The 25,745-nt window shown below is 65.7% G+C and carries 25 protein-coding genes and 1 tRNA gene; 14 read left to right on the forward strand and 12 right to left on the reverse strand.

The genetic code is table 11. From position 1 onward, the window contains the following. From purH to htpX, 5 genes are all read right to left on the reverse strand, one after another. On the reverse strand, positions 1–1,615 hold a 1,615-nt coding region (purH, locus tag PKA57_RS09755), incomplete at its 3' end, for a bifunctional phosphoribosylaminoimidazolecarboxamide formyltransferase/IMP cyclohydrolase (protein WP_324299999.1). Between the two features lie 111 nt (positions 1,616–1,726). Continuing rightward, complete coding sequence (locus PKA57_RS09760; protein ID WP_324300001.1) at positions 1,727–3,637, reverse strand: heparinase II/III family protein; 1,911 nt, start codon at positions 3,635–3,637, stop codon at positions 1,727–1,729. A 43-nt stretch (positions 3,638–3,680) separates the two neighbouring features. Further along, positions 3,681–4,352 carry a ribulose-phosphate 3-epimerase gene (gene rpe / locus PKA57_RS09765; protein WP_324300003.1) on the reverse strand — a complete coding sequence of 224 codons (672 nt, stop codon included), beginning with the start codon at positions 4,350–4,352 and terminating at the stop codon, positions 3,681–3,683. A 134-nt stretch (positions 4,353–4,486) separates the two neighbouring features. Then, entirely contained in the window at positions 4,487–5,833 is a 1,347-nt protein-coding gene (locus PKA57_RS09770) for a transcription antitermination factor NusB (RefSeq protein WP_324300005.1), read from the reverse strand. A gap of 83 nt (positions 5,834–5,916) precedes the next feature. Continuing rightward, on the reverse strand, positions 5,917–6,783 hold the full coding sequence (htpX, locus tag PKA57_RS09775) for a zinc metalloprotease HtpX (RefSeq protein WP_324300007.1): 867 nt from the start codon (positions 6,781–6,783) through the stop codon (positions 5,917–5,919). A 154-nt stretch (positions 6,784–6,937) separates the two neighbouring features. Between htpX and PKA57_RS09780 the strand changes: the two genes are divergently transcribed. The 3 genes from PKA57_RS09780 to PKA57_RS09790 all read left to right on the forward strand — a co-directional run bounded on the left by PKA57_RS09780 (position 6,938) and on the right by PKA57_RS09790 (position 9,063). Next, on the forward strand, positions 6,938–7,183 hold the full coding sequence (locus PKA57_RS09780) for a DUF1674 domain-containing protein (RefSeq protein WP_324300009.1): 246 nt from the start codon (positions 6,938–6,940) through the stop codon (positions 7,181–7,183). Between the two features lie 1,218 nt (positions 7,184–8,401). Continuing rightward, the gene (locus tag PKA57_RS09785) at positions 8,402–8,482 is read left to right on the forward strand and encodes a DUF1674 domain-containing protein (protein WP_324300054.1); all 81 of its coding nucleotides are present in this window, start codon (positions 8,402–8,404) and stop codon (positions 8,480–8,482) included. A 128-nt stretch (positions 8,483–8,610) separates the two neighbouring features. Beyond that, positions 8,611–9,063 (forward strand): thermonuclease family protein, encoded by a 453-nt coding sequence (locus tag PKA57_RS09790; protein WP_324300012.1) that lies wholly within the window; start codon positions 8,611–8,613, stop codon positions 9,061–9,063. 22 nt (positions 9,064–9,085) lie between these two features. On the opposite strand, the gene acs is transcribed toward PKA57_RS09790, so the two are convergent. From acs to PKA57_RS09820, 6 genes are all read right to left on the reverse strand, one after another. Then, complete coding sequence (acs, locus tag PKA57_RS09795) at positions 9,086–11,032, reverse strand: acetate--CoA ligase (RefSeq protein ID WP_324300014.1); 1,947 nt, start codon at positions 11,030–11,032, stop codon at positions 9,086–9,088. 71 nt (positions 11,033–11,103) lie between these two features. Beyond that, on the reverse strand, positions 11,104–12,363 hold the full coding sequence (locus PKA57_RS09800; RefSeq protein WP_324300016.1) for a CoA transferase: 1,260 nt from the start codon (positions 12,361–12,363) through the stop codon (positions 11,104–11,106). 117 nt (positions 12,364–12,480) lie between these two features. Beyond that, positions 12,481–12,831, reverse strand: a complete 351-nt coding sequence (locus tag PKA57_RS09805; protein WP_324300018.1) for a Rieske (2Fe-2S) protein — start codon at positions 12,829–12,831, stop codon at positions 12,481–12,483. 25 nt (positions 12,832–12,856) lie between these two features. Then, complete coding sequence (locus PKA57_RS09810; protein ID WP_324300020.1) at positions 12,857–13,282, reverse strand: EVE domain-containing protein; 426 nt, start codon at positions 13,280–13,282, stop codon at positions 12,857–12,859. A gap of 35 nt (positions 13,283–13,317) precedes the next feature. Continuing rightward, positions 13,318–13,599: a YciI family protein gene (locus PKA57_RS09815; protein ID WP_324300022.1), complete on the reverse strand. Its 282-nt coding sequence runs from the start codon at positions 13,597–13,599 to the stop codon at positions 13,318–13,320. Positions 13,600–13,625: 26 nt separating this feature from the next. Then, positions 13,626–14,633 carry an NAD(P)H-dependent glycerol-3-phosphate dehydrogenase gene (locus tag PKA57_RS09820; protein WP_324300024.1) on the reverse strand — a complete coding sequence of 336 codons (1,008 nt, stop codon included), beginning with the start codon at positions 14,631–14,633 and terminating at the stop codon, positions 13,626–13,628. Positions 14,634–14,731: 98 nt separating this feature from the next. Between PKA57_RS09820 and PKA57_RS09825 the strand changes: the two genes are divergently transcribed. From PKA57_RS09825 to PKA57_RS09835, 3 genes are all read left to right on the forward strand, one after another. Beyond that, positions 14,732–15,358: a TetR/AcrR family transcriptional regulator gene (locus PKA57_RS09825; RefSeq protein WP_324300027.1), complete on the forward strand. Its 627-nt coding sequence runs from the start codon at positions 14,732–14,734 to the stop codon at positions 15,356–15,358. 228 nt (positions 15,359–15,586) lie between these two features. Continuing rightward, the gene (locus PKA57_RS09830) at positions 15,587–15,802 is read left to right on the forward strand and encodes a hypothetical protein (RefSeq protein ID WP_324300029.1); all 216 of its coding nucleotides are present in this window, start codon (positions 15,587–15,589) and stop codon (positions 15,800–15,802) included. A 122-nt stretch (positions 15,803–15,924) separates the two neighbouring features. Then, on the forward strand, positions 15,925–16,053 hold the full coding sequence (locus PKA57_RS09835) for a hypothetical protein (protein WP_324300031.1): 129 nt from the start codon (positions 15,925–15,927) through the stop codon (positions 16,051–16,053). A gap of 125 nt (positions 16,054–16,178) precedes the next feature. Here PKA57_RS09835 and tsaD read toward each other — a convergent pair whose 3' ends face one another. Further along, complete coding sequence (gene tsaD / locus PKA57_RS09840; RefSeq protein WP_324300033.1) at positions 16,179–17,258, reverse strand: tRNA (adenosine(37)-N6)-threonylcarbamoyltransferase complex transferase subunit TsaD; 1,080 nt, start codon at positions 17,256–17,258, stop codon at positions 16,179–16,181. Between the two features lie 108 nt (positions 17,259–17,366). Here tsaD and hemC point away from each other — a divergent pair, with 108 nt between their 5' ends. The 8 genes from hemC to PKA57_RS09880 all read left to right on the forward strand — a co-directional run bounded on the left by hemC (position 17,367) and on the right by PKA57_RS09880 (position 25,738). After that, entirely contained in the window at positions 17,367–18,293 is a 927-nt protein-coding gene (gene hemC / locus PKA57_RS09845) for a hydroxymethylbilane synthase (RefSeq protein ID WP_324300035.1), read from the forward strand. Between the two features lie 5 nt (positions 18,294–18,298). After that, positions 18,299–19,027, forward strand: a complete 729-nt coding sequence (locus PKA57_RS09850) for a uroporphyrinogen-III synthase (RefSeq protein WP_324300037.1) — start codon at positions 18,299–18,301, stop codon at positions 19,025–19,027. A gap of 131 nt (positions 19,028–19,158) precedes the next feature. Then, positions 19,159–20,460 (forward strand): mitofilin family membrane protein, encoded by a 1,302-nt coding sequence (locus PKA57_RS09855; RefSeq protein WP_324300040.1) that lies wholly within the window; start codon positions 19,159–19,161, stop codon positions 20,458–20,460. Next, positions 20,460–22,025, forward strand: a complete 1,566-nt coding sequence (locus PKA57_RS09860) for a heme biosynthesis HemY N-terminal domain-containing protein (protein ID WP_324300041.1) — start codon at positions 20,460–20,462, stop codon at positions 22,023–22,025. Before PKA57_RS09855 ends, PKA57_RS09860 begins: the two co-directional genes overlap by 1 nt. Further along, positions 22,019–23,071 carry an alpha/beta hydrolase gene (locus PKA57_RS09865; RefSeq protein ID WP_324300043.1) on the forward strand — a complete coding sequence of 351 codons (1,053 nt, stop codon included), beginning with the start codon at positions 22,019–22,021 and terminating at the stop codon, positions 23,069–23,071. Before PKA57_RS09860 ends, PKA57_RS09865 begins: the two co-directional genes overlap by 7 nt. A gap of 106 nt (positions 23,072–23,177) precedes the next feature. Further along, a tRNA-Thr gene (locus PKA57_RS09870) sits at positions 23,178–23,253 on the forward strand. Positions 23,254–23,467: 214 nt separating this feature from the next. Beyond that, the gene (locus PKA57_RS09875; protein WP_324300046.1) at positions 23,468–24,796 is read left to right on the forward strand and encodes a class I SAM-dependent methyltransferase; all 1,329 of its coding nucleotides are present in this window, start codon (positions 23,468–23,470) and stop codon (positions 24,794–24,796) included. Positions 24,797–24,808: 12 nt separating this feature from the next. Further along, positions 24,809–25,738, forward strand: coding sequence for a GDP-mannose 4,6-dehydratase (locus tag PKA57_RS09880; protein WP_324300048.1), 930 nt, complete (start codon positions 24,809–24,811; stop codon positions 25,736–25,738). Positions 25,739–25,745 lie beyond the last annotated feature (7 nt).

The following is a 25,745-nucleotide window of genomic DNA, read 5'->3' on the forward strand; positions in this document are numbered from 1 at the left end:
AGTGGCGGAAGTGGCGCATGCCGGTGAAGACCATGGCGAGGCCTTTCTCGTCCGCCGCCGCGATCACTTCCTCGTCGCGCACCGAGCCGCCCGGCTGGATCACCGCCGTCGCGCCCGCTTCCGCCGCCGAGAGAAGCCCGTCGGCGAAGGGGAAGAAGGCGTCCGACGCCACGACCGAGCCGATCGTCGCGGGCGCCGCCGCGCCGGCGGCCTCGGCTGCGTCCTGCGCCTTGCGCGCGGCGATGCGGGCTGAATCGACGCGGCTCATCTGGCCCGCGCCGACGCCCACCGTCGCGCCGTTCTTCACATAGACGATGGCGTTCGACTTCACATGCTTGCAGACGCGGAAGGCGAATTTGAGGTCGGCGAGTTCCTGCGCCGAGGGCTGGCGCTTCGTCACCACCTTGAGGTCGAGGAGATCGACGCGGCCATTGTCGCGCGACTGGACGAGAAGGCCGCCCGCGACCGTCTTCACGTTGAGGCCCGGTGCGCCCGCATCGGGCAGGCCGCCGGTGATCAGCAGGCGGAGGTTCTTCTTCGCGCCGATGATGCGGCGCGCATCCTCGTCGGCGTCGGGCGCGATGATGACTTCGGTGAAGATCTTCGCGATCTCCTCGGCCGTCTCCCCGTCGAGAGGACGGTTCGCGGCGATGATGCCGCCAAAGGCCGAAACGGGATCGCAGGCGAGCGCCTTGCGATAGGCATCGGCGAGCGAGGCGCCGATGGCGACGCCGCAGGGGTTCGCGTGCTTGATGATGGCGATGGCGGGCGCCGCCTTCGGATCGAACTCGGCAACGAGTTCGAAGGCCGCATCCGTATCGTTGATGTTGTTGTAGGAAAGCTCCTTGCCCTGAAGCTGGGTCGCGGTCGAGACGCCGGGGCGGTTCTCGCCGGTCACATAGAAGCTCGCGATCTGGTGCGGGTTCTCGCCATAGCGCAGGGTCTGGCGGAGATGGCCGCCAAAGGCGCGCCATTCGGGCGCGTCGTCCTTGAGCGTTTCTGCAAACCAGTTGGAGATCGCCGCGTCATAGGCGGCGGTGCGCGCATAGGCCTTGTGGGCGAGATGCTTGCGCAGCGCGGAAGTGGTGCCGCCCTTCGCCTTGATCTCGCCGATCACGGAAGCGTAGTCCGCCGCCTCGACGATGACCGCGACATAGGCGTGGTTCTTCGCCGCCGCGCGGATCATGGCCGGCCCGCCGATGTCGATGTTCTCGACGCATTCCTCGTAAGCCGCGCCCTTCGCCACCGTCGCCTCGAAGGGGTAGAGGTTGACGCAGAGAAGGTCGATCGCCCCGATGCCATGCGCCTCCATGGCCGCCCTGTGCTCGGCATCGTCGCGGACCGCGAGGAGGCCACCATGCACCTTCGGGTGAAGCGTCTTCACCCGTCCGTCCATCATTTCGGGAAAGCCGGTGAGGTCGGAGACATCCTTCACCGGCAGGCCCGCCGCCGCGATCGCCTTCGAGGTGCCGCCGGTCGAGACGAGCTCGACCCCCGCTTCATGAAGCGCCGTGGCGAATTCGACGAGCCCCGTCTTGTCGGAGACGGAGAGCAGCGCGCGGCGCACGGGCTGGAGGTCGGCGGATTTGGGGGCGGGTTTCGCGGAAACGGACATGGGCGGGCTCTTTTCGGCTGGGAGGGGGCTGGTGCCCGCGCGATAGCACGAAAAGCCTTCGGCCGCCAAGGTTGGCGGCAAGGTTTCGTATCTGTCTCCGGGGTTCCGGCTTCAGTCTTCCGGCGCCGTTTCGGCCGGGTCGAGGTCGGGAAGAACCGGCGCCGCCGTCCCGGCGGCCGGCTTCGCGCCGCCCGGATTCCGGCCCGAAAGCCGCCGCCAGGCCCAGTTGACCCTGGCATCGCCCCGGAAAACCGCCCCGGAAACGACGATCTGCTCGGAGCGGCGGGTGGCGTCGCCCGCGCCGAGATAGACGCTTTCCTCTATCGAGATGGCGGGTTCGCCGCTCTGCGTTCTCGCCTGGAACTGCCATCCCTCGCCATTGGGCAGCCGCACCAGCACGCTCGCACCATCATGGGCGAGCGAGGCGCGGGCATCCGGGTGGAGATGGAAGCGGATGGCGAAGGCGGGGTCTTCGGGCTTCTGCTGCCGGAGAGCGCGCTGCCAGGGGAAGGTCCGCTTCGGCGCCTCGGCGAGGAAGAGCACATCCTCGCCGCGCAGTTCCTCGCCCGCCGCCGAAAGGAAGAGCCGGCGCTTGTGGACGAGGCCATAGCGCTTTTCATAGCCGTTATGGCTCGCCTCGAGCCAGAGGCCGAGTTCATTCTCATTGCGCCGGCTCTCGACGCGGGTCGGGCCTTCCATGGTGCGGGCGCCGAGAAGCGCGCGGGAAACGGGGCTGCGGACGATGCGGGCCGAGGATGTGTCGTCGAGCACCAGTGTCGAATGGGCGGCGGTGGCGCGGCTCGCCGCCTCCCAGTCCGGGCCGAAGATGCGGGTCGTGCCGCAATTGACGACGAGGCGCGAGCGGCCCGCGCTCATCTCGAAGGAGAGGCAGCCCGCATGGGCGTCATGGCTGTAGCGGCCGGGCGGCGGCGGGCCTGTATCGGCGACGACGAAGGAGGGGCCCGCCGCGAGGCGCTGATAGCCGGAGTGAGGGGCGAAGCCGAAGGGGCGCCCGTCGGCGTCGTCCTCGGCGAGCACGGCGTCGATCGCGCCTTCGGGCCCTTCATTGGCGCCGTTGAAAAGGGCGAGCCTGCCATCGCCATGCCGGAAGAAGCGCAGCATCGGCATCATCCGGTCGATCGCGTCGCGGATGGCGCGCGGCACCTCGATGTGGCGGGCCTGCATGGCGTCGCGCAGCGAGACGAGATCGAGCATGATTTCGAGGGTCGCGGCCGGGTTGCGGCTCACATGGCCGCCGTCTGGAAGGATCTGCCGGTCGAGTTCGCGGCAGACGAGCCTGAGCCCCTTTTCGAGGCGCTTTTCGCCTTCCGAGAGGCAGAGACCCGAAAAGGCAAGGCCCAGCGCCGCCGTCAGCCGCTTGCCGCCCGCAGGCGCCATGGAGGCGGTGCGGGCGAGGTGGCGCGCCTGCCGTGCCATGTTGCGCAGGAGCGTCGAGCGATAGATGAGGTCCGAGCCGTCGATGATGAGGGCGCCATTGGCGATCCAGGAGGTCAGGCGGCGGCCGATCACATGTGGCCGCCAGGCGAGCTTGTCCCAGTTGCCGCATTGCCCGATCCATCCGGCGACGAGCGTCTGGGCATAGGTGCGCGCGGCGTCGCCGCCCGCAGCGCTGAAATGGCGGAGCCAGGAGAAGCCGTGCAGTTCCTCCGCCCAGGTCTCGCTTGGCGGCACGGCCGAAAAGGGCGAACCGCCATCGGTCTTCACCTGTCCGCCGGGCAGGAACCAGCGGCCCTGAAAGAGTGCGTCGGCCTTGTCGGCGCCGCCGGGCCGCAGATCGCGCGGATAGTGGACCATGTGGTCAGGCATGGGCCCGCGCAGCGTCTGCCCATAGGTCCAGCTTCCATAGGCCGAGGCGAGCGCGGCGTCGCGCAGCCGCACCAGCGCCGCCGCCGTCAGGTCGATCAGCCGGTTGCCGGGCGGCACGGAATAATGGGACGGAACGGCGTGCGCCTCCGGTATCGGCGGTACGGGATCCGGCGTTTCGACTTGCGCTTCCGTCATGGGCCCCGCCTCCTGGCGGCCTTCCGGCTTCATGCGTTGCCGCTCAGGCGGCTCCGCGAAGGGTCGCAATGTTCTTCGCATAGGCGGTTTCGCCGCCCTTGAAGGTCGCCGTACCGGCGACGAGCACATTGGCGCCCGCCGCGATCGCGCGGGGCGCCGTCTCGAAATTGATGCCGCCATCGACCTCGAGATCGATGCCGGGCTTCTCCGCATCGATCCGCTTGCGGATGATCTCGATCTTCCTGAGCTGGCTCTCGATGAAGCTCTGTCCGCCGAAGCCCGGATTGACGCTCATGACGAGGATGAGGTCGAGATCGCCGAGAAGCGGCCAGAGGACTTCGACCGGCGTGCCCGGATTGAGCACGAGGCCCGCCTTCGCGCCCGCGGCCTTGATCGCCTGCACCGTGCGGTGGGGGTGGGGCCCTGCCTCCGGATGGAAGGAGATGATGTCGGCGCCCGCCTGCACAAAGGCGTCGATATAGGGATCGACCGGCGCGATCATCAGGTGAACGTCGAAGGGCTTGTCGGAATGGGGCCTGAGCGCCTTCACCACATCGGGACCGATGGTGATGTTCGGCACGAAGTGGCCGTCCATGACGTCGATATGGATGTAATCCGCGCCCGCTTTCGAGATGGCGCGCACCTCCTCGCCCAGACGGGCGAAGTCGGAGGCCAGAATCGAGGGCGCGATCTTGATCTGGGGCTTGCCGCTCATGGAATCCGATCTGACGGTCGTTGCCGACCCACTAAATCTTGCTGAATTCCTTGCTTAACAGCTTGAATCTTGTGGCGCAAGGCGCGGTGCTCGCTTGACACCGTGGCGTCCGGGCGCGCGTCGCGGCAAGGCCGTCAGGGACGCGATTCGTTCCGGGACGGTCTCGTGAGGCGGGCGGCGAAGAAGCCGTCGAGGCCGCCCTTGCCGGCGAGATCGCAGGGCAGGGTCCTCAGGTCGCCCTCGGGCGTCAGACATTCGCCGAGGCCGCCGATCTCGGCCGGGGCGATGGGCTGGCGGGCAAAATCCGGGTGGGCGGCGAGGAAGGAGGCGATCTGGTCCTCGCCCTCCGCGCGTTCGAGAGAGCAGGTGCAGTAAACGAGCGTGCCGCCCGGCGCGAGCAGGCCCGCCGCATGGGCGAGGAGGCGCGACTGGAGCGCGGCGAGCCGGTCGCGGTCGGCCGGCTTCTTCAGGCGAAGCACGTCGGGGTGCCGCCTGAAGGTTCCGGTCGCCGTGCAGGGCGCATCGAGCAGGATGAAGTCCCAGAGCCGCCCCGGCGTGAACCGCATGGCATCCGACACGACGATCCCGGCCTCGAGCTTCATGCGGGCAAGGTTCTGCCGCAGCCGTTCGAGCCGCGGCGCGGAGCGGTCGAGCGCCGTCACATGCGCGCCCATGGCGGCGAGTTGCAGCGTCTTGCCGCCCGGCGCGGCGCAGAGGTCGAGCACGTCGCGGCCGCGAAGGTCGCCGAAAAGGCGCGCGGGCAGGGCGGCGGCGGCATCCTGCACCCACCAGGCGCCTTCCTCATAACCGTCGAGCCGTTCGATCCGCCCGCCCGCCGCCAGCCTGAGCGAGCCCGTGGGCAAGATCTCCGCACCGAGCCTGGCCGCCCAGAGTTCCCGCTCCTCCTCGCGCTTGACGCAGAGGTCGAGCGGCGGCTCCTCCCAGAGCGCGCGCAGCATCGCCCGCGTCCGTTCCTCGCCATAAGCCGCGACCCAGCTTTCCCAGAGCCAGGGGACAAGGTTCGCCCGCTCGCGGTCGATGCCTTCGAGAAGCTTATGCCCTTCGCGCGCAAGGCGGCGCAGCACGGCGTTCACCAGCGATTTGAAATGGCGCGCGGCCTCGTCGCGCGAGGCCGCCTCGACGGCGAGCGAGACGGCGGCATGGGGCTTCACGTCGAGAAAGAGGATTTCGGCGGCGGCCGAACGCAGGATCGTTTCGGTGAGGCCCGCCCGCCTGGGCAGCGGCTTTTCCAGAAGCAGGCCGAGCGCATGGTCGATCTCGCCCAGATGCCGGAGCGTGGTCGCGGCGATGGCGCGGGCAAAGCCGCGGTCGGAGGGCGTGAGCCTTGCGAGGCGCCCACGCGCCGCCTCTTCGGCAAGCGCTTCGTCGAGCGCGCGGCCCTGCATCAGCACGGCAGCAACAAGGGCCTCGGCGCCTTCGCGCGCCTCAAGTCCCGGTCCGCTCTCTGCCGCCTCGTTCATGCGCCGAAGTTAGAGCACAGACGGCGGGCGATGAAAAGCGCGGACCTCGCTCGGCATGGCACGGATCATCCGTGACCGGACGATCAGCCCCAGGGATTGGTCCGTGCCTGGCCCTTCGTCGCGGCGATCTCGCGCAGCCGCGCGATGCGGTTCGCGGTCGCAGGGTGGGTGGAGAAGAGATTGTCGCGCCCGCCGCCATGGAGCGGATTGATGATGAACATATGCGCCGTCGCGGGGTTCGCCTCCGCCGCCTCGTTCGGCCGGACATGGGCGGCGCTGTCGATCTTTTCGAGCGCGGAGGCAAGCCAGAGCGGGCGGCCGGAGATTTCGGCGCCCATGGCGTCGGCCTCATATTCGCGCGTGCGGCTGATCGCCATCTGCACGAGGCCCGCGGCGATGGGAGCGAGAATGGCAAGCGCGAGCGTGCCGATGATGCCGCCCTGGTTCTCGCGGTTGCCGCCGAAGAAGAAGGCGAAATTCGCGAGCATCGAGATCGCGCCGGCAATCGTCGCCGTGATCGTCATGGTCAGCGTGTCGCGGTTCTTGATATGCGCAAGCTCATGGGCGAGCACGCCTGCAAGCTCCTCGGGCGAGAGCGTCTCGAGCAGGCCAGTCGTCGCGGCGACGGCGGCGTGCTCGGGGTTGCGCCCGGTGGCGAACGCATTGGGCTGCGCGGAATGGATGATGTAGGTCGCCGGCATGGGAAGGCCCGCATTCTCCGCGAGCCGCTGCACGAGGCGCACATAGGCGGGCGCCGTGCGCTCGTCGACGGCCTCCGCGCCATACATGGAAAGGACCATCTTGTCCGAGTTCCAGTAGGCGAAGGCGTTCATCGCGGCGGCGATGAAGAAGGCGATGAGCGCGCCGTTGGAGCCGCCGATGAGAAAGCCGAGCCCCATGAAGAGCGCCGTCATCGCGGCAAGGAGGATGCCTGTCTTGAGCGTGTTCATGCCTTGCGTCTGTTCTCCGTCATGGGGCCCATTCGGGCTCCGGGTCGCTGCACGTGTCCCGCCGTTCTGGCGCGGCGAGGATCGAGGGCTTATATGTAGCGCCAGCGCCGGGCCTTCAAGCGAGCGGCGGAGAAACGGAAAGCGGAACGGGAACATGAGCGGCGAAAATCCGGGTGAAGCGGTTCAGGGCGAGGCCGGGAGTGCGCCGGAGCCGAAAAAACTCAGCCCCGCGGCCATGCGCGCGCTTGCGGAGGCCGAGGAGCGCCGGCGCATCGCCGATGCGGCCCGCGCGGCCGCGCCCGCGCCCCGGGAGATCAACGGGCCGAAGGGCGCGAGAAGCGGCGCCGAGCCCACGCGCTATGGCGACTGGGAGATCAAGGGCATCCTCAGCGACTTCTGAGCGGGGGCGCCGGCAAGCGTCGATCCGGCCGGCATTGACGTTTCTGTGAATTTAATCCCAATTGTGTGCTTTAAAAGCCGCCCTTGGCATCGAAGCTAGCGAGAAGGCGAGTCTTCCGCGCAACAAATCGCAGAACAGTCTCCAGAAAAAGTAAAAGCGCCTGTGAAGCGGCGTTTAACTGGGCTACATTTCGCGCTGAACAATTTGTTCAATGAGCGGAAGCGCACGCCGTGCGCTTCCTGGCTGGCAATAGGAGCTTTGCGGCCCAGCTCCTAAAGGCACCACGTAGCGGGTGCGCCAGTCATCGCGGACCAAGGGAAGGGTTTGTTGGGTGCGGTGCTGATTACACCGTGCCGCAGCGACAACGGGGCTATAGTAGAGCTGAGTTGCGGGATTCGCGCACTCACGGCGTCGATGCGAGAGAGTTATCCACAGGAAAGTGGTGTGCTGTGGAAGATGCGAGCGGTCAGAACGAAAAGGCGGCAGACGCTAGGCGCGATGCGGAAGTCGAGCCCGATTTCGAACGAACGTTCGGTGCGCTGCTAGCAACGCCGGGTGAGGACTACAAAGGGTCGGACGAAAACGGCGCGACCCGAAGATCGCGCCGTCATGATTCGAACGACGATCAGTTACCTCTCTGATCGTCGTTGTCAGCGGGAGGTACTTCGGGGAATAGCTTCCCCGTCATGATCTCCGAGACGCGGCCCTGGTTGATACCGAACTGGGCTGCTGCTTGATGCTGAAGGTACTTCTTATGGGCCACCAAAAACTTGATGGTGGCCGCCATTTCCGCCGTGAGTGGTGGTGAACGTCGTTTTGTCATGTGTGTTTACCTTTCATGACAGTTTAAGAAACGGTTGGGGCCGATTTTCCAAGACCGCCCCAACCGTTTCATTTTAATCCGAGAATCGCTCTGGCCGCGAGTCCTAGCGCTCATGCGCTAGACCCACCACAACCCATTGATTTTCTTGGTTTGTTCCAGCTGGCAAATGAAGCAGAATAAATTTTCTTATGAAAATTGATTCGGTTTCCTACCAATCAGGCATTGTCGTGAGTTCCTGCTGTGCCCCTTGGCGCTGAGGCGAGGGACGTGATCGCCGGTCCAGTCGTGACCGAGGTCATCCACGTGGTCGATGGCGACACACTCATCGTGCGGGCCCACATCTGAATCTACCAGCCGGTCGACGTGCCAACGCCGACGAGCCGGGGGTCAAGGGCATATGCGCTGAGGAGGCGGCAAGCGCCGAGCCCACGCGCTATGGCGACTGGGAGATCAAGGGCATCCTCAGCGACTTCTGAGCGGGGGCGCCGGCAAGCGTCGATCCGGCCGGCATTGACGTTTCTGTGAATTTAATCCTATAAATGCCGAGGCGGCGGGGGCCGTTTCCGGGTGCGTTTCGGGTGAGCGCGCCTCTCTGCAGGAACCCATGCCCCGCGTCCGCATCGTCCTTCTTTCATGGCTGATCGTTCTTGGCGCGTCCTTTGGCGCCGAGGCGAGGGACGTGATCGCCGGGCCGGTCGCGGCCGAAGTCGTCCGCGTGGTCGATGGCGACACGCTCATCGTGCGGGCCCGCATCTGGATCGGCCAGACGGTCGAGGTGCATGTGCGGCTCGCGGGCATCGACGCGCCGGAGATCAAGGGCAAATGCGCCGAGGAGCGGGCAAGCGCCGAGCGGGCGCGCGCCTATCTCGCCGCGCTGACGCGGAGCGGCCGGGTGCGCCTCACCGGGATCAGCAGCGACAAATATGGCGGCCGGGTCATCGCCCATGTGGCGAGCGACGAGGCGCCAGACCTCGGAGCCGCGCTCAGCGCCAGGGGTCTTGCCCGCGTCTATGACGGCCGCAAGCGCGGCGGCTGGTGCGGGCACAACGAAGGTTAGGTCCGCACCACTGCCGGCTGTCTCATCCCGCCCTGTTCTGGCGGTGGTCGATCAGGTCGCTCACCACGGATGGGTCGGCGAGCGTCGAGATGTCGCCGAGATTGGAGAAGTCGTCCTCCGCGATCTTGCGCAGGATGCGGCGCATGATCTTGCCCGAGCGGGTTTTCGGCAGGCTCGGCGCGAACTGGATGAGGTCGGGCGAGGCGATCGGGCCGATCTCGCGGCGCACCCAGTTCACCAGCTCCTTCTTCAGTTCCTCGGAGGCCGGCTCGCCCGCATTGAGGGTCACATAGGCGTAGATGCCCTGGCCCTTGATGTCGTGCGGATAGCCGACGACGGCGGCCTCGGCGACTTTCGCGTGGGCGACGAGAGCGCTTTCGACTTCCGCCGTGCCGAGGCGGTGGCCGGAGACGTTGAGCACGTCATCGACGCGGCCCGTGATCCAGTAATAGCCGTCGGCGTCGCGGCGGCAGCCGTCGCCGGTGAAGTACTTGCCGGGATACTGGATGAAATAGGTTTCGATGAAGCGCTGGTGGTCGCCATAGACGGTGCGCATCTGGCCCGGCCAGGAATCGGCCATGCAGAGATTGCCCGTGCATTCGCCTTCAAGCTCATTGCCTTCGGTATCGACGATGACGGGCTTCACGCCGAAGAAGGGAAGCGTCGCCGAACCCGGCTTCTGCGCGATGGCGCCGGGAAGCGGCGAAATGAGGATGCCGCCAGTTTCCGTCTGCCACCAGGTGTCGACGATCGGGCAGCGGCCCTCGCCGACTACGCGGTGATACCAGAGCCAGGCTTCGGGGTTGATCGGCTCGCCGACGGAGCCGAGAAGGCGAAGGCTCTTGCGGCTCGTCTTCTTCACCGGGGCCTCGCCTTCGCGCATCAGCGCGCGCAGCGCCGTCGGCGCGGTGTAGAAGGTGTTGACCTTGTGCTTGTCGATGACCTGCCAGAAGCGCGAGCTGTCGGGATAGTTCGGCACGCCCTCGAAGATGAGCGTGGTCGCGCCATTGGCGAGCGGTCCATAGAGAATGTAGCTGTGGCCCGTCACCCAGCCCACATCCGCCGTGCACCAATAGATGTCGCCGTCGTGATAGTCGAAGACGTATTGATGCGTCATCGCGACGAAGACGAGATAGCCGCCCGTGGTGTGCAGCACGCCTTTCGGTTTTCCGGTCGAGCCCGACGTGTAGAGAATGAAGAGCGGGTCTTCCGCGCCCATCTCCTCAGGCGCGCAATCGGTCGAAACCTTCGCCGCTTCGTCGTGATACCAGATGTCGCGGCCCGGCTGCATGGCGATGTCGCCGCCCGTGTGGCGCACGGTGAGAACGCATTTGACGCCGGGGCACTTCTTCAGCGCTTCGTCGGTGTTCGCCTTGAGGGGAATGCGACGGCCGCCGCGCACGCCTTCATCGGCGGTGACGACGACGCTCGAGTCGCAATCGAGAATGCGGCCGGCGAGACTGTCGGGCGAGAAGCCGCCGAAGACGACGGAATGAACGGCGCCGATGCGCGCGCAGGCGAGCATGGCGAAGGCCGCTTCCGGGATCATCGGCAGATAGATGGTGACGCGATCGCCCTTCTTCACGCCCTGCGCCTTCAGCACATTGGCGAAGCGGCAGACCTCGTCGTGAAGCTCGCGATAGGTGATCTTCCTGTCGTCTTTCGGGTCGTCGCCTTCCCAGATGATCGCGGTCTGGTCGCCGCGATCCTTCAGATGGCGGTCGATGCAGTTGACCGTGACATTGAGCGTGCCGTCCTCGAACCATCTGATGTGAAGGTTCTTCGGGTCGTAGGAAACGTCCTTCACCTTGGTGAAAGGCTTGATCCAGTCGATGCGCCCGGCTTCCTCGCGCCAGAAGGTATCAGGGTCCCTGAGGCTCGCCTCATAGAGCGCCTTGTAGCGGGCATTGTCGATGAAGGCTCGGCCTGCCCAGTCTTCGGATACGGGAAAAAGGTCATTGTCGGACATGGACGTCTCCTTCGATCGGCGTGGACCGCCTTGCTGTTTTGGCAATCATTATGGTCCCCCGGCTCAGGGGGTCAATGTTCTGCTCCTGCGGCTTCGATGGCGGAGATGTCGTCATCCACAAGTCCCACTTCGGCAAGCACTTCGCGCGTCTGCTCGCCGAGTCTCGGAGGGTGGCGGCGGATATTCGCGGGCGTCGCGCCGAAGCGCACGGGCGGACGCAGCGCGAAGTAAGGCCCCGCATGCGGATGATCGTAGCGCTGGAAGAAATCGACCGCCTTCAGATGCGGATCGTCCTGAAGATCCTCCAGCCGGTTCATCTTCACGACCGGGATGCTCAGCGGGTTGAGCAGGTCGAGCCATTCCTCGGTCGTCTTGGTTTCAGTCAGTTCCTCGATCATGGCGTAAAGCTCGCGGATATTCTGCGTACGCGCCTTGTAGTTTGAGAAGCGCGGATCGTCGCGGAAAACGCCGGGCCGGCCCGCGATCTCGAAGAATTGTTCCCACTGCTTGTCCGAATAGGGAAGAAGGCCGATATAGCCGTTCTTCGTGCGGTAGGGCCGGCGATCGGGATTGGTGATGCGCCCATAGGTCCACTGGCCCGTCGGCGGATCGTAGACGTGATCGTAGAAATGCTCGGCAAGCACGAAGGAGGTGACCGCCTCCAGCATCGGCACCTCGACGAATTGCCCCTCGCCCGTGCGCTCTCTGTGAAAGAGCGCCGAGGTCACGGCGGAAACGAAGAAGAGCCCCGATACCTTGTCGGCCATGATGGTCGGCATGTAGCGCGGCTTCGGATCGCCATCCATGTAGGGAAGGAGATCGGCCGCGCCGGAGCCGGCCTGAATGAGATCGTCATAGGCGGGAAGCCCCGCATAGGGGCCGTCCGAGCCATAGCCCGCCGCATGGACGAAGATGATGTCGGGCTTCACCGCCTTCACGTCTTCATAGGAAAGACCGAGCCGCTTCATGGCGCTGTAGCGGACATTGGAGGTCAGCACGTCAGCCGTGGAGATGATCTTCATGAGCGCCTTGCGGCCCGCGGGTTTCGCGAGATCGAGCAGCACCGAGCGCTTGTTGCGGTTGATGGTGAGGAAGATCGGGCCGAGATCGGGTGCCGCGCCCTCCGGCACATGCCCTGGCCAGCGCATGATGTCGCCGCCATGTCCGCCGCCGCCGGTGGGCGAGGGCGCCTCGATCTTGATGACGTCCGCGCCATAATCGCCAAGGATCTGGGTCGCATAGGCGCCGAAGACGACGCTTGTCAGATCGACGATGCGCACGCCCTTGAGCGGGCCGGTCGCTTCGGTCGCAAGTTTCTTCGTCTCACTCACGGGGTTGTTCCTCCGATTGCGGGCGGCGCGCCCGGCGGGGCGCGTCGAAGGGTTTTCCCGTTATCGCGTCCCGCGGCCGGTCGCGCAAGCCCGCGCCGTCCTGCCTTGCAAGGCCCTTCAGCGCGCCGCGGCGATGCGGACCGTTCCTTCCACGATCTCGACCGGCACGGGCGTCAGGCTTTTTCCGGCGCAGGGGCCGGAAACGCAGAAGCCGTCCGCGATGCGGAAGAGCGCGGCATGGGCGGCGCAGATGATGCGCGTCTCGTCCAGCGTCAGAAACGTGTCCGGCCAATGGTCGAGGCGCGTGCGGCCATGCGGGCACTCGTTCACATAGGCGCGAAGCTCGCCATCCTTCCGTACAAGGAACATGTGAAATTGCGCCGCGCCCTCGCCGAAGCTGAAGGCCCTCGCGCCCGGATCGTCGAGCGCATCGAGCGGGCAGAGCGGCGTGCCGGGGGCGGGCATCATGCCGGGGTTGCGAAAGCGACGGGCGTCACGGCGCCTTTGCGAGGCCGCCCATCTTGCAGATGAGCTTCCATTCCTCATCGCGCACCGGCGGCACGGAAAGGCGCGACTGCTTCAGGATCGCCATTTCAGCGAGCCTCGGCTCGGCCTTGATATCGGCGAGGGTTACGGGTTTCGGCAGATCGCAGACGGCCTCGACGAGGACGAGGCCGAAGCGCCCCGTTTCGTCCGTGGGATCGGGGCGATGCTCGCCGATGACGCGGACGATGCCGACGATGCGCTTCTCATCGACGGAATGATAGAAGAAGCCGAGATCGCCCTTCTTCATCGCCTTCATATTGTTGTTGGCCTGGTAGTTGCGAACGCCGTTCCACGGTTCGCCCTTGGCGCCTTTCTTCTTCTGGTCGTCCCACGACCAGGCGGAAGGCTCCGATTTGAAAAGCCAGTAGGCCATGCCGCGTCCCTCCTGTTTCTTTCTTGTTTTCGGGCTTATTTCGGTCCGAGAAGCCACTTCCAGGGGCGCACCTCCTGGCGCTCGAAAAGTCCGGCCTTCACGTAAGGGTCGTCCTTGGCGAGGCGGCGCGCGGTGGCGAGATCTTCGACGTCGATGACGAGCAGGCTGCCGTTCATGACGGTGCCGTCGTCATTCGTGAACGGACCGCCGATTTTCACGCATTGGGCATCGGCCCAGTATTTCAGATGCGCATCGCGATTGGCGAGGCGCAGTTCGAGCGCATCGGGCTTGTCGATGCCAGTGATGCAGAAGAGCATTTTCGTCTCCGGTGGATTGCGAGGGATCAGTCCTCGCTCTTGAAGGGGCGGGTGAGAAGCGAGGCGATCGCCTCGTCGACATTGATCTTCGCCGTCACGATCGCGGCGACGGCTTCGGAGATCGGCATCTCGATGCCGTATTTCGCGGCGAGCGCGACGACGGCGGTGGCGGAGAAGGCGCCTTCGCTCACCGAATTGCGGCTGCCGAGAATTTCGTCGAGCGACCTGCCTTCGCCAAGCGCGATGCCGAGCGACATGTTGCGCGACTGGGGCGAATTGCAGGTGAGGATGAGATCGCCGAGGCCCGAAAGCCCGGCGAGCGTTTCGGCCCGCGCGCCGAGGGCAAGGCCGAGGCGCGTCATCTCGGCAAAGCCGCGCGTGGTGAGCGCGGCGCGCGCGCTGGCGCCGAATTTCCGCCCCTCGACGATGCCGCAGGCGATGGCGAGCACGTTTTTCACCGCGCCGCCGATTTCCGCGCCGATGAGGTCGGAGGAATAATAGGGACGGAAGGTCGGCAGGCCGATCGCGTCGACGAGGGCGCGCCCCAGTTCCCTGTCCGCGCAGGCGAGCGTCACCGCCGTCGGCAGGCCGCGCGCGACTTCGCCGGCGAAGCTCGGGCCTGACAGTACCGCGGCCTCGGCCTCCGGCAGCGTCTCGGCAAGGACGTCGGTCAGGAGTTTCATCGTGCCCTGCTCCACGCCCTTGGCGCAGATGAGCACGGGCGTTCCGGGGCGGAGGGTGCGGGCGATGCCCGCGCAGGTCGCGCGCATGTGCTGGGCGGGTGTGACCATGAGGAGCGCATCGGCGCCCGCCACTTCCTCGAGCGATGAGGTGGCGGCAATATTCGCGCCGAGCGCGACGCCGGGAAGGAACATGCGGTTCTCGCGCGAGGCGTTCACCGCCTCCACGACCTCAGGCTCGCGCGCCCAGAGCGTCACGCGCCGAGTGTCGCCATCCGCTCGAGCCGCAACTTGCGCAAGCGCGGTGCCCCAGGCGCCGCCTCCGACCACACCGATATGCTGAAACTGCCGCATGGCCCCCGATTTCCGCCGCCGGGCTCGCTTTCCGGCGTCTTCACTAACGATTGAACGATTCGTTGAATATTTACACCAGCGTTTTACAATCTCCGTCTATGACCGCTCCCGACGATACCCGCCAGAAAATCATCGACGCCGCGAAAAAGCGCTTCGCGCATTACGGTTATAGCAAAACGACAATGGCCGACCTCGCGGTTGATTGCGACATGTCGCCGGGCAATCTCTACCGCTATTTTCCGGGCAAGCTCGACATCGCCGAGGAGATCGCGCGCGAAGCCTCGATACGCACGGCCGAGCAGCTCTCCCATATCCTGACGCAGCCGGGCCGCAGCGCAGCGGAGCGGCTGCACGACTTCCTGTTCCAGGACCTGCGCGAAACCTTCCTCACCCTCGAGCAGGACCCGAAGCTCGTCGAGATGGCCCAGATCATCACGGCCGAGCGCCCGCATTTCCATAATGAAGGCATCAAGCGGGAGCGCGAGGTCCTGCGCCGGATCATCGAATACGGAAACGTCTCGGGAGAGTTCACCGTCGCGGACCCCGAATTCATCGCCGAGATGATCCAGTCGGCAACGCTCAAATTCAGCTACCCGCAGCTTTTCACGCGGCTGCCGCTCGAGCGGCTGGAGCGCGAGCTGGAGGGCGTCTACCAGATCATCATCGCCGGGCTCAGGGCTGGTGTGTCGATCAGCGATTCGCCCCAAAATCTGGTGAACCACTGATCTTTGTTGCGTCGCAGAAATTTTATACTGCCGCGCGAAATTGCCACAAACCACTGTTTTTAAAAAGTTTTTGCCTCTAAGTCGCCACAATGTGTTGCGGTGCAGCAACATTGCACATGAAGATTGAATATTTTTCGTTTCATTCATTGTTTTTCGTTCAGGGCTTCCCTAAATCATCCCTGCCGACGGGAACCCCTCCCCGCCGGCGGGACCGAAGGAGAAGCCGCCATGACACTCGCAGCCAAGAAGCTGACCTTGCCTTTCAGCCACATCGGCGCCCCGGCCCGTGAGCGCCGTGCCCCCTCGCTGACCCTCATCGAGGGTACGGGTGGCGAAAAATCGGCAGCCGCACACGACACGCTCGCCGGACATATCGGCACGGCGGTGATCACGACGTACTCGCTGTTCTTCATAGCGAACGCGATCGTCTCGCTGCTCATCTGAGCCGGATCGCCAGCCGGCCGGCCACCGCAGAGCCGGACCTCGACACAGAACATGGAGCGCGGGTTTCGCCCCCTCACGAGCCCGCAGCCGCCCAAAACCCGATTATGAGAAGGAAACAAGCCATGATGATCCAGCAGAACGCCCAGGCCCAGCGTGCGGAAGTCCTTGTCGGCCGGCTGATCGCCGCCGTTCTGGCCGTCTACACGATCGCGCTCGTCGCGCAGACGGCGGGCGTCTTCCACATCGCCTGATGCATTTCTTCGCCGCCCCCGTCTCCCCTCCCCCGGGGCCCGGCGAACCCGCAGACCTGTAACAGGGTCTTTGACTGCCCCGGCGTGCCTCCCGCGCCGGGGCTTTTTTTATTCCCGGCCGTTGCTCAGGCGGCGTCCGTCCGGGTTCCGGCATCGAGCGGCCAGCGGGCGCGCGGACCGGTATCCAGCGGGTCGGTGAGGCCGAGCGCGAACCTTTCCGCGCCCGCCCAGGCGATCATGGCGCCGTTATCGGTGCAGAGGCGGGCGGGCGGCACGACGAGTTCGTAGCCTTCGGCGCTCGCGGTTGTCTCCAGCCGCTCGCGGAGCGCGAGGTTCGAGGCGACGCCGCCCGCGACGACGAGCCGGCGGGCCTTCAGCGGCATGGAGGGCGCCGCCATCCGCATGGCGTGGCTCGCCCGGTCGGCGAGAACATCGGCGACCGCCTGCTGAAAGGCGGCGGCGATGTCGGCGCGCGTCCGGCCGTCGAGGTCGCCCTGTGCCTCGGCGAGCTGGCGAACGGCGGTCTTGAGGCCGGAAAATGAGAAGTCGCAGCCCGGCCTTCCCATAAGCGGGCGGGGCAGGGCGAAACGGGCGGCATCGCCCTCGCGGGCGACCTTCTCGACAGCGGGCCCGCCCGGAAAGCCGAGCCTCAGCATCTTGGCGACCTTGTCGAAAGCCTCGCCCACGGCGTCGTCGACCGTCGTGCCGAGGCGGCGATAGGCGCCCACGCCCTCGACAACGAGAAGCTGGCTGTGCCCGCCCGAAACGAGCAGCAGGAGATAGGGAAAAGCCACGCGATTGGTCAGCCGCGCGGTGAGGGCGTGGCCTTCCAGATGGTTGACGGCGACGAGCGGCAGGTTCCGCGCGAAAGCGATGCCCTTCGCGGTCATGAGGCCGACAATGACCCCGCCGATGAGGCCCGGCCCCGCCGTCGCGGCGATGCCGTCGAGGTCTTCCCAGCCGAGCTTCGCATCGTCGAGGGCGCGGGCGATGAGCCCGTCCAGATGTTCCACATGGGCGCGCGCCGCGATCTCGGGCACGACGCCGCCATAGGGCGCGTGCTCGCGGATCTGGGAAAAGACGACATTGGAGAGAATGTCGCCCCGGAACGCGCCGTCGCCCTCGTCATGGCGGCGCACGACGGCGGCCGCGGTCTCGTCGCAGCTCGTTTCGATGCCGAGCAGGGTGAGGGTGCGGCGCGTCATGCTGTCCCGCTTCTCCGTCAGGGAAAGGGTTCTTACCGGGGCCGCCTATCGTCTATAAGAGGCGGGCAGGCCCATATTGGCCTTGGCATAACACCCGAAAGAAGGCTCATGCAACGTCGCCTCCGCATTGGCACTCGCGGCTCCAGGCTCGCGCTCATTCAGGCTCACGATGTCGCCGACCGGATCGCGCGCGCGCTCGGCCTCCCCAAGGAGGAGGCGACCGAGGTCGTCGTCATCAAGACGACGGGCGACAGGGTGCAGGACCGCAATCTCTCGGAACTGGGCGGCAAGGGCCTCTTCACGAAGGAAATCGAGGAAGCGCTGACGGATGGCGGCATCGACCTCGCGGTCCATTCGATGAAGGACATGCCGACGGTGCTGCCGGATGGCCTCGTCATTGACTGCACGCTCGAGCGGGTCGATCCGCGCGATGCCTTTCTCTCGCCCAAGGCCGTTTCCATCACCTCGCTGGCGCGCGGCGCCGTTGTCGGCACATCCTCGCTGCGCCGCGCCGCGCAGGTCAGGGCGCTGCGGCCCGACCTTCAGGTCGTGCCCTTCCGCGGCAATGTCGACACGCGGCTCCAGAAGCTCGCCGACGGCGTCGCCGACGCGACACTTCTCGCCATGGCCGGGCTCACCCGCATGGGGCTCGCCGACAAGGTCACCGCGCCGCTCTCGCCCGAAGAAATGCTGCCCGCCGTCGCGCAGGGCGCCGTCGGCGTCGAGCGCCGCGAGAGCGACGCGGAGGTGGCCGAGCTTCTCGCGCGGATCCATCACATCGAGACGGGGCTTCGGGTCGCAGCCGAACGTGCGACGCTCGCCGTGCTCGACGGCTCCTGCCGGACGCCCATCGCGGCGCTCGCGATCATCGAGGGCGAGCGGCTCTCCATGCGCGCCATGATCCTGACGCCGGATGGCAGCGAGGTCATCGAGACGTCGCGCGAAGGGCTCGCCAGCGACGCGGCGGCGCTCGGGCGGGATGCGGGCGAGGAATTGAAGCGCCGCGCGGGCCCTCATTTCTTCGAAGGCTCGTGAGACCGATGCACCTGCTCGTAACCAGACCGGACGAGGATGCCGGCTCCCTCGTCGAGCTTCTGGCGGAGATGGGGCATGAGGCCGTTTCAGCGCCGCTCATGGAGATAAGGCTCCAGCGCGACGCGAAAATTCCCGATACGCCCTATCAGGCCATTCTCATCACCAGCGCCAATGGCGCGCGCGCCATCGGCGAACGCCTCGAGATCGCAAGGCTGAGTAACATTCCCGTCCTCGCGGTCGGGGGCGCGAGCGCCGAGGCGTCCCGCGAGGCGGGCTTTCTCGATGTCGAGGCGGCGGGCGGCGATGTGACATCGCTCGTCGATCTCGCGCTGAGGCGTCTGGAGCCCGGCGCGGGTCCGCTTCTCCATGCGGCGGGCAGCGTGGTCGCGGGCGATCTCAAGGGCGATCTCGAAGCGCGCGGCTTCAGCGTCGATCGCGTGATCCTCTATGAAGCCGTCGCGGCCGAGCGGATGCCGGAGGCCGCATCCGAGGCGCTGAAGTCGGAAACGCTTTCGGGCGTTCTTCTCTATTCGCCGCGCACGGCGCGCATCTTTTCAGCGCTGGTACGCGAGGCAGGGCTGGAGGACACGCTTCGGCCTCTCGCCGCCTATTGCCTGTCGCAGGCGGTGGCGGAGGCGCTTGCCGGGCTTCCATTCGCGCGGGTCCATGTCGCGCGCGAGCCGAGCCAGGCCGCGCTTCTCGAATTGCTGGAACCGGAATTTCGCCCCGGCTGAGGCGCATCGCAACGTGTCGCGACCATCTGTCTTCGGCATGAAAAGGCGGAATTCAGCCAATCGTGCCTTTCCGGTGCCATGATCCCCTTTATAGTGAGGTAACGAATTCCGGAACGAGGGCCGCACTTTTCATGAGCGACGCGAAGGGCACCAACGACAAACCCGATATGCCGGACGCCGATCTGCCGGGCGGAGAAGCCGAGCTTCTCGGACCGGAAAGGACCGAAAAGCCCGAGCCTCAGCGCAAGGAACCGCCCGTCATCGACGGCGAGGCGGAAGACGTGACCCCGGCGGGCGAGGCCGGCAAATCCTCATCCTCCGCTTCTTCTCCTTCTTCCTCTTCCACACCCTCCGCGCCCGAAACGGGGCGAGGCGGCGGGCGCGCCGCTCTCTGGCTCGCGGTCGCCGTCATTGCAATCGGGGCCGCCGGCGCTGGCGCCTACTATCTCGGCATCGGTCGCGAGAGCGGACCTTCGCCCGAGGCGGAGGCCATTGCGGGGCTCGACGGGCGTCTGTCGCTCGTCGAACGGAAGGCCGAGACGGAAGCGAGTTTCGTTCGTGGCGAGACGAAGCGTCTCGACGAGCGGCTCGGCACGGCCGAGCAGAAGATCGCCGCCGAGGCCCAGTCGCCCGACAGCATTTCCTCGATCAACCAGCGGCTCGACAGGCTCACCGCCGATGCGGATGCGCTGAAGCAGAGTTTCGGCGAAACGCAGGGCGAGTTGCAGACAAGCCGGCAGAAGATCGACGAGCTTCAGCGCAGCATGCCGCCCGCGGGCATTGCCGATCAGGTGGCGCGGCTCGATGCGATGCTGAAGGCGCTCAGCGGCGCGCTCGATACGCTGCAGCCGCGCGTCGCCGAAATGGAAGCGCGCGTCGCCGCCCTCGAAGCGAAAAAGGAAGACCCCGACGCCGCAGCCCGCGCGGCACTCGGCCTTGCGCTCGCCAATCTCGCTCGCGCCGCCGAAACCGCCTCGCCCTTCAGGAGCGAGCTTGATGCCGTCGCCTCCTTTCTGCCGAACGAGCCGGGGCTTGCGGCGCTTGCCGGTCCCTCGGCAACGGGCGTTGCAACGAAGGCGAGCCTCAAGGAGAGGTTTCCGGCGCTCGTCCAGTCCGTTCTCGATGCCGAGCGCCGCGCGGGCGCGAGCGGGCTCTGGGCGCGCTTCGTCGCGAATGCGCGTTCGCTCGTCACGGTGAGGCGGACCGGCGAGATCGCGGGCGAGGACACGGAAGCCGTGATCGCGCGCATGGAGGAGCGGCTCCGCGCCGACGATCTCGCGGCTGCGGTCGATGAGGGGGCGAAGCTCAAGGGCGCGGCGGCGGAGGCAGCGGCCCCATGGCTTGCCGAGGCGCGGGCGCGGGTCGAGACCGAAGGGCTCCTGCGCGAACTCTCCGCCCATGTTGCTGCGCGGCTGTCGAAGGCGAAGGGCTGATGCTGCGCGCGCTCTACATATTTCTCGTCATCGCGGCGCTCTCGGTGCTGGCGATCTGGCTTGCCGACAATCCGGGCGACCTCGTGCTTCACTGGCGGGGCTATGAGGTGCGGACAAGTTTCGTCGTCGGTCTCGGGCTGATGGTCCTCGTCGCCTTTCTCGTGCTCTTCATCTATCGCGTGACGGCGGGTTTTCTCAGAAGCCCGGCCGGTCTTTCCTCCTTTCTCGACATGCGCCGCCGCAGGCGCGGCTACCTTGCGCTTTCGCGCGGCATGGTCGCGGTGGCGGCGGGGGATGCGGGCGAGGCAAGGCGCTTTGCGGGCCGTGCCCAGCGCCTTCTCGACGGGACGCCGCTCACGCTTCTGCTTGCCGCGCAGGCCGCCCAGCTCGAAGGCAAGGAAGACGCGGCGAGCGAATATTTCGAGGCGATGCTGGCCTCGCCGGAGACGGCCTTTCTCGGCTTGCGCGGGCTTTTCGTGCAGGCGCGCCGGGCGGGCGATCGCGACCGGGCGCTCGAGCTTGCGCGCCGTGCCTTTTCGCATCGGCCCAAGACGCTCTGGGCGGCGCAGGCCGTCTTTGAAATCGAGACGTCGCAGGAGGATTGGGACAGTGCCCTTCAGACGCTCGACCGCATGCTGTCGGCAAAGCTCATCAGCCGCGATGCCGCGCGGCGGCGGCGCGCCGTTCTTCTCACCGCGCAGGCGCTGACGGCGGAAGAAGCCGCGCGCGGGCAATTCGGGCCTGCACGCGAGGGGGCGCGCGAAAAGGCGCTGTCGCTCGCGCTCAAGGCCGTTTCGCTCATGCCCGATTTCGTTCCGGCCGTCGCGCTCGCGGCGAGGCTTTGCGGCGAGACGGGGCGGGTGCGGCGTGGGGCGAAGCTCATCGAGGATCTCTGGGCGCGGACGCCGCATCCCGATCTCGCCGACGCCTATATGAACCTCGTCGCCGGAGAGAGCGCCTATGACCGCTGCAAGCGCGTGCGGCTTCTCGTCGGGCGCAATCGCAACCATATCGAGAGCCGGGTGGCGCTGGCGCGGGCGGCCATCGGCGCGCGCGACTGGCTGACAGCGCGCGGCGCGCTCGAACCTCTCACCGCCGGGCAGGTGGAGGAGGCGCCGACACAGCGCATCTGCGAACTCATGGCGGAGATCGAGGAAGGCGAGCATGGCAATCGCGGCAGCGCGCGGGAATGGCTCGCGCGCGCTCTCCATGCGCCCGAGGATGCGGCCTGGACGGGCGAGGGCTATCGCTCACGGCGCTGGTCGGCGATCAATCCGGTGACGGGCGAATTCGACGCGCTCGAATGGAAGGCGCCGGGCCTCAGGCTTCCTTCCCTCGTGGCCGCGCCCGCGCCCGAAGCAGCCCCAGAGACAACGCCTCCCGCCACCCCGGAACAGCCCCTTTCGCCCGTCCCGCAGGCGGCCGCGTCGGCCGCTGCCGTGGCGCAGGCGCCCGCCGGGCGGATGACGGAAGGGCCGGAGGCGCTTGCCTTTCCCCCGCTCCTGCCGGACGATCCCGGTCCGCTCACGGATGATGCGGAGGAAGAAGGAGAGCCCAAATGGTGAAGCGCATTTTCCAGGGTGTCGGCATTCTCGTGCTGCTCGCGCTGGTCGTGATGGCGGTTTCGGTCGTCCGCTTCGACAAGAGCAAGGAAGAGCTGCTGCCGAAATATGCAAGCCCCGCCTCGCAGTTCATCGCGCTGCCCGATGGCGCGGTCGCCCATGTGCGGGATGAGGGGCCCCGGGAGGCCCCGGCGCTCGTTCTCATCCATGGCTCCAACGCCTCGCTCCACACATGGGAGCCATGGGTGAAGCTTCTCGGCGGCAAGTACCGCGTCGTCACCATGGACATGCCCGGCCATGGGCTCACCGGCGCCGTGCCCGGCGACGATTACAGCCGCACGGCCATGGTCGCCTTCACGCATGAGGTGGTCGGGAAGCTCGGCCTCACCCATTATGCGATCGGCGGCAACTCGATGGGCGGAGGCGTCGCCGCCGAATATGCGGAGACATATCCCGCCGAGGTTTCGGCGCTGGTCCTCGTCGATGCGGCGGGCATTCCGAGAAAGGCCGAGGCGGGCGAAAAACTGCCGCTCGGCTTCCGCCTCGCGCGCATGCCGGTGCTGAACAAGATCCTTCTTTATGTGACGCCGCGCTCGATCTTCGCCGAAGGGCTGCACAAGGTCTTCGTCGATCAGTCGAAAGTGACCGAGGAGATGATCTCGCGCTATTACGATCTGGCGCTCTACGACGGCAACCGCAAGGCGACGTCCATCCGTTTCCGCACCCCGTCCAATGACGAGGCGGTGGCCGAAAGACTCGGCGCCATAAGGGCGCCGACGCTCATTCTCTGGGGCGACAAGGACACGCTCATCCCGGTCGAAAACGCGGCCGAGTTCGCCCGGCGTATTCCGGGCGCCAAGGTCGTCATCTATCCCGATGTCGGGCATGTGCCGATGGAGGAGGTGGCGGAGAAGAGCGCGGCCGATGTGGCGGCCTTCCTCGACGGGGCGCTTGCGGGCGAGAAGGCGGCCGAGCCCGGCCTGCCGGCCGAAACGGCGCCGGTGCATCACGATGGCCAGATCGAGGTCCTGCCGCTGAGCCCGGAATAGAAGGGGCCGGAATTCGCTGCCCCTGCCGGCCTCAATCCTGTTGCCAAAGCGCCTGCCTCGGGGTATCTGAAGGGCCCCGAGAGGCAGGTGCGCCTGCGCTTCCGGCGCCGCTTTAGCTCAGTTGGTAGAGCACCTCATTCGTAATGAGGGGGTCGGGTGTTCGAGTCACCCAAGCGGCACCATTAATATCAATCACTTACTCCTTGATGCGGCAATCCCTCGCCCGAAGGGTGCATACCTCATGGCCGCAACGCACGACGACTGAACCATAATCTGGTTCCTGACGTTCAGATGCTGTAAGAGGGAATCTTCTGCCAATGCGGCGATGAAGCCGGGCACAGGCCGAACGGCCTTGCCTCGGCACCTGATTCGCCAATCGCCAATGGGGGGTTGCGATTGCATCCGCGCTACAGACGTACCTGCCGCGTTTGCGGTTCGCCGGATCTTGCGCCGGTCATTGACCTGGGAGGACAGTATCTCCAGGGCTCCTTCGTGAAGCCCGGCGTATTGATGCCGCCGACGCGCAAATTGCCAACGCAGCTTGTACGTTGCGACGTGACGCGCAATGAAAATGGTTGCGGCCTGCTACAGCTCGCGCATTCGTTTCCGCCCGAAATTCTTTATGCGAATTATTGGTATCGTTCGGGCACCAATGCGACGATGCGGAACCATCTTGCAGGCATCGCGCAGAGTGCATTGTCGCTGGTGCGCAAATCCAACCCGACGGTTCTGGATATCGGGTGCAATGACGGCACGCTGCTTGCGAATTATCCCTCCGAAAGCCGACGCTACGGCGTCGATCCGTCCGACATCGCGCGGGAAATCAAGGACGGTACGGTGGTCATCAACACGATCTTCCCCTCCGAGCAGGCGATCGGCATCCTGCCCGAGAGAGGCATAGATATCATTACATCCATCGCGATGTTCTACGACCTCGAGTCGCCCGTCGATTTTGCGATGAGCATCGAGCGGCTTCTCAGCGAGGAAGGCATCTGGGTTTTCGAGATGTCGTACCTCCCGTTGATGCTCCTGCAAAATTCGTTCGACACGATTTGTCACGAACATCTCGAGTATTACAGCCTTGCCGCTCTCGAGGAGATCGCCCGGCGAGCCGATCTGCGCATCTTCAAGGTCGCCATCAACGACATCAATGGCGGCAGCATCCGCTGCTATGCATGCCGAGCATCAAATTCGAAATACGGGACCCCGGAGGATCGTGCCGGGCTTCACAGGCTGAGGATCAGAGAGTTCGAGATGGAACTCGACACTGACGCGCCATATGTGATGTTCCAGAACCGGATCGACCAGCTAAAGGACGAGCTCAATTCGTTGCTCTTCAACATCCGTGCGCAGGGGAAGCGCGTGCACATCTATGGCGCGTCGACCAAGGGCAACGTCTTGCTGCAATGGTACGGCATCAATCGCGTCATGGTCGATTGTGCGGCCGACCGGAATCCAGACAAGGCCGGATCCCGTACGCTTGGGACCGACATACCGATCGTTTCGGAAGAAGAATCCCGCGCGGCAAAGCCCGACTACTACCTCGTGCTTCCGTGGCATTTCAAACGCGAGTTCCTCGAACGCGAGCGCGAAATGATTTTCGCCGGCACGAAGATGATATTTCCTCTGCCGGAAGTGGAGGTCGTGACAAGCGACAACTACGAGACGTCCCTGGCGGCTGCGAAGCAAGGGACCGAATACCTCACACAACTCCTGCTCGGCTGACAGGCAAGGCCCGTGCCCCGATCTCTCGTCCTCGGCGTCAACGGCCAAGACGGCAGTTATGTTGCGGAAGCATTGCTGCGCAGGGGGCATGAGGTCATTGGTATCGGCAGGGGCGGGGCGAGCCGCTATGTCGGGTCATCCCCGAATTTTAGCTATGCCGATCTCGACCTGAGAGACAATGATGCACTGGCCGGATTTGTTGCCGAGGTCCGGCCGGATTTCGCCTTTCACTTCGCTGCCGTCCATGGGGCCGCAGGGTTTCATTACGAGCCGGTCGTGGCGGACATGCTGGCGGTCAATGTCACCGCTCTGCATGTCCTGCTGGAGCATGCGCGGCGCGAGGCGCCCGGAATGCGAATCATCTATGCCGGCTCGTCAAAGATCTTTCCGGCGCCGCTTGCCGGTGTGATCGACGAGCTGACGCCTGCAAGAGCGACCTGTCTCTACAGTATCGGTAAACTTACAAGTCGGGACCTGATCTCCTTTTATCGGTCGCAACATGGCATTGCCGCGACGAACCTCATCCTTTTCAATCATGAATCGGCAAGGCGGCCGGCGCGGTTCTTCCTCCCGACAATTGCCCGGGGTATCGCAGAAACTCTGAGCAATCCCCGACACAGCTTCAGGGTGCATACGCTCGACTTCTGGATCGACTGGAGTGCGGCCGAAGATATCGCGGAGCTGGCTGTCGAGATTGCCGAGCGGTCTGACGAGGGCGAATTCGTGTTGGCCTCGGGCATCGTCCGGCACGCGCGTCTGGCCGTAAGCGAATTGTTTGCGAAGTACGGACTTGACGCCGAGCGCCATGTCCTCACGTCTCTTGAGCGGTCTGATCCCGGCCCGTCTTTCAGTGTCTCGCTTGCTCGGCTCGAGCGGGCCATCGGACGCCGGCCGGCAAAATCGCTGCAGGACATTGTCGCTGACATGATTGCGTCCGTTTAACTGCGTC

This window comes from Parvibaculum sp., assembly GCF_035325945.1.
GTDB lineage: Bacteria > Pseudomonadota > Alphaproteobacteria > Parvibaculales > Parvibaculaceae > Parvibaculum.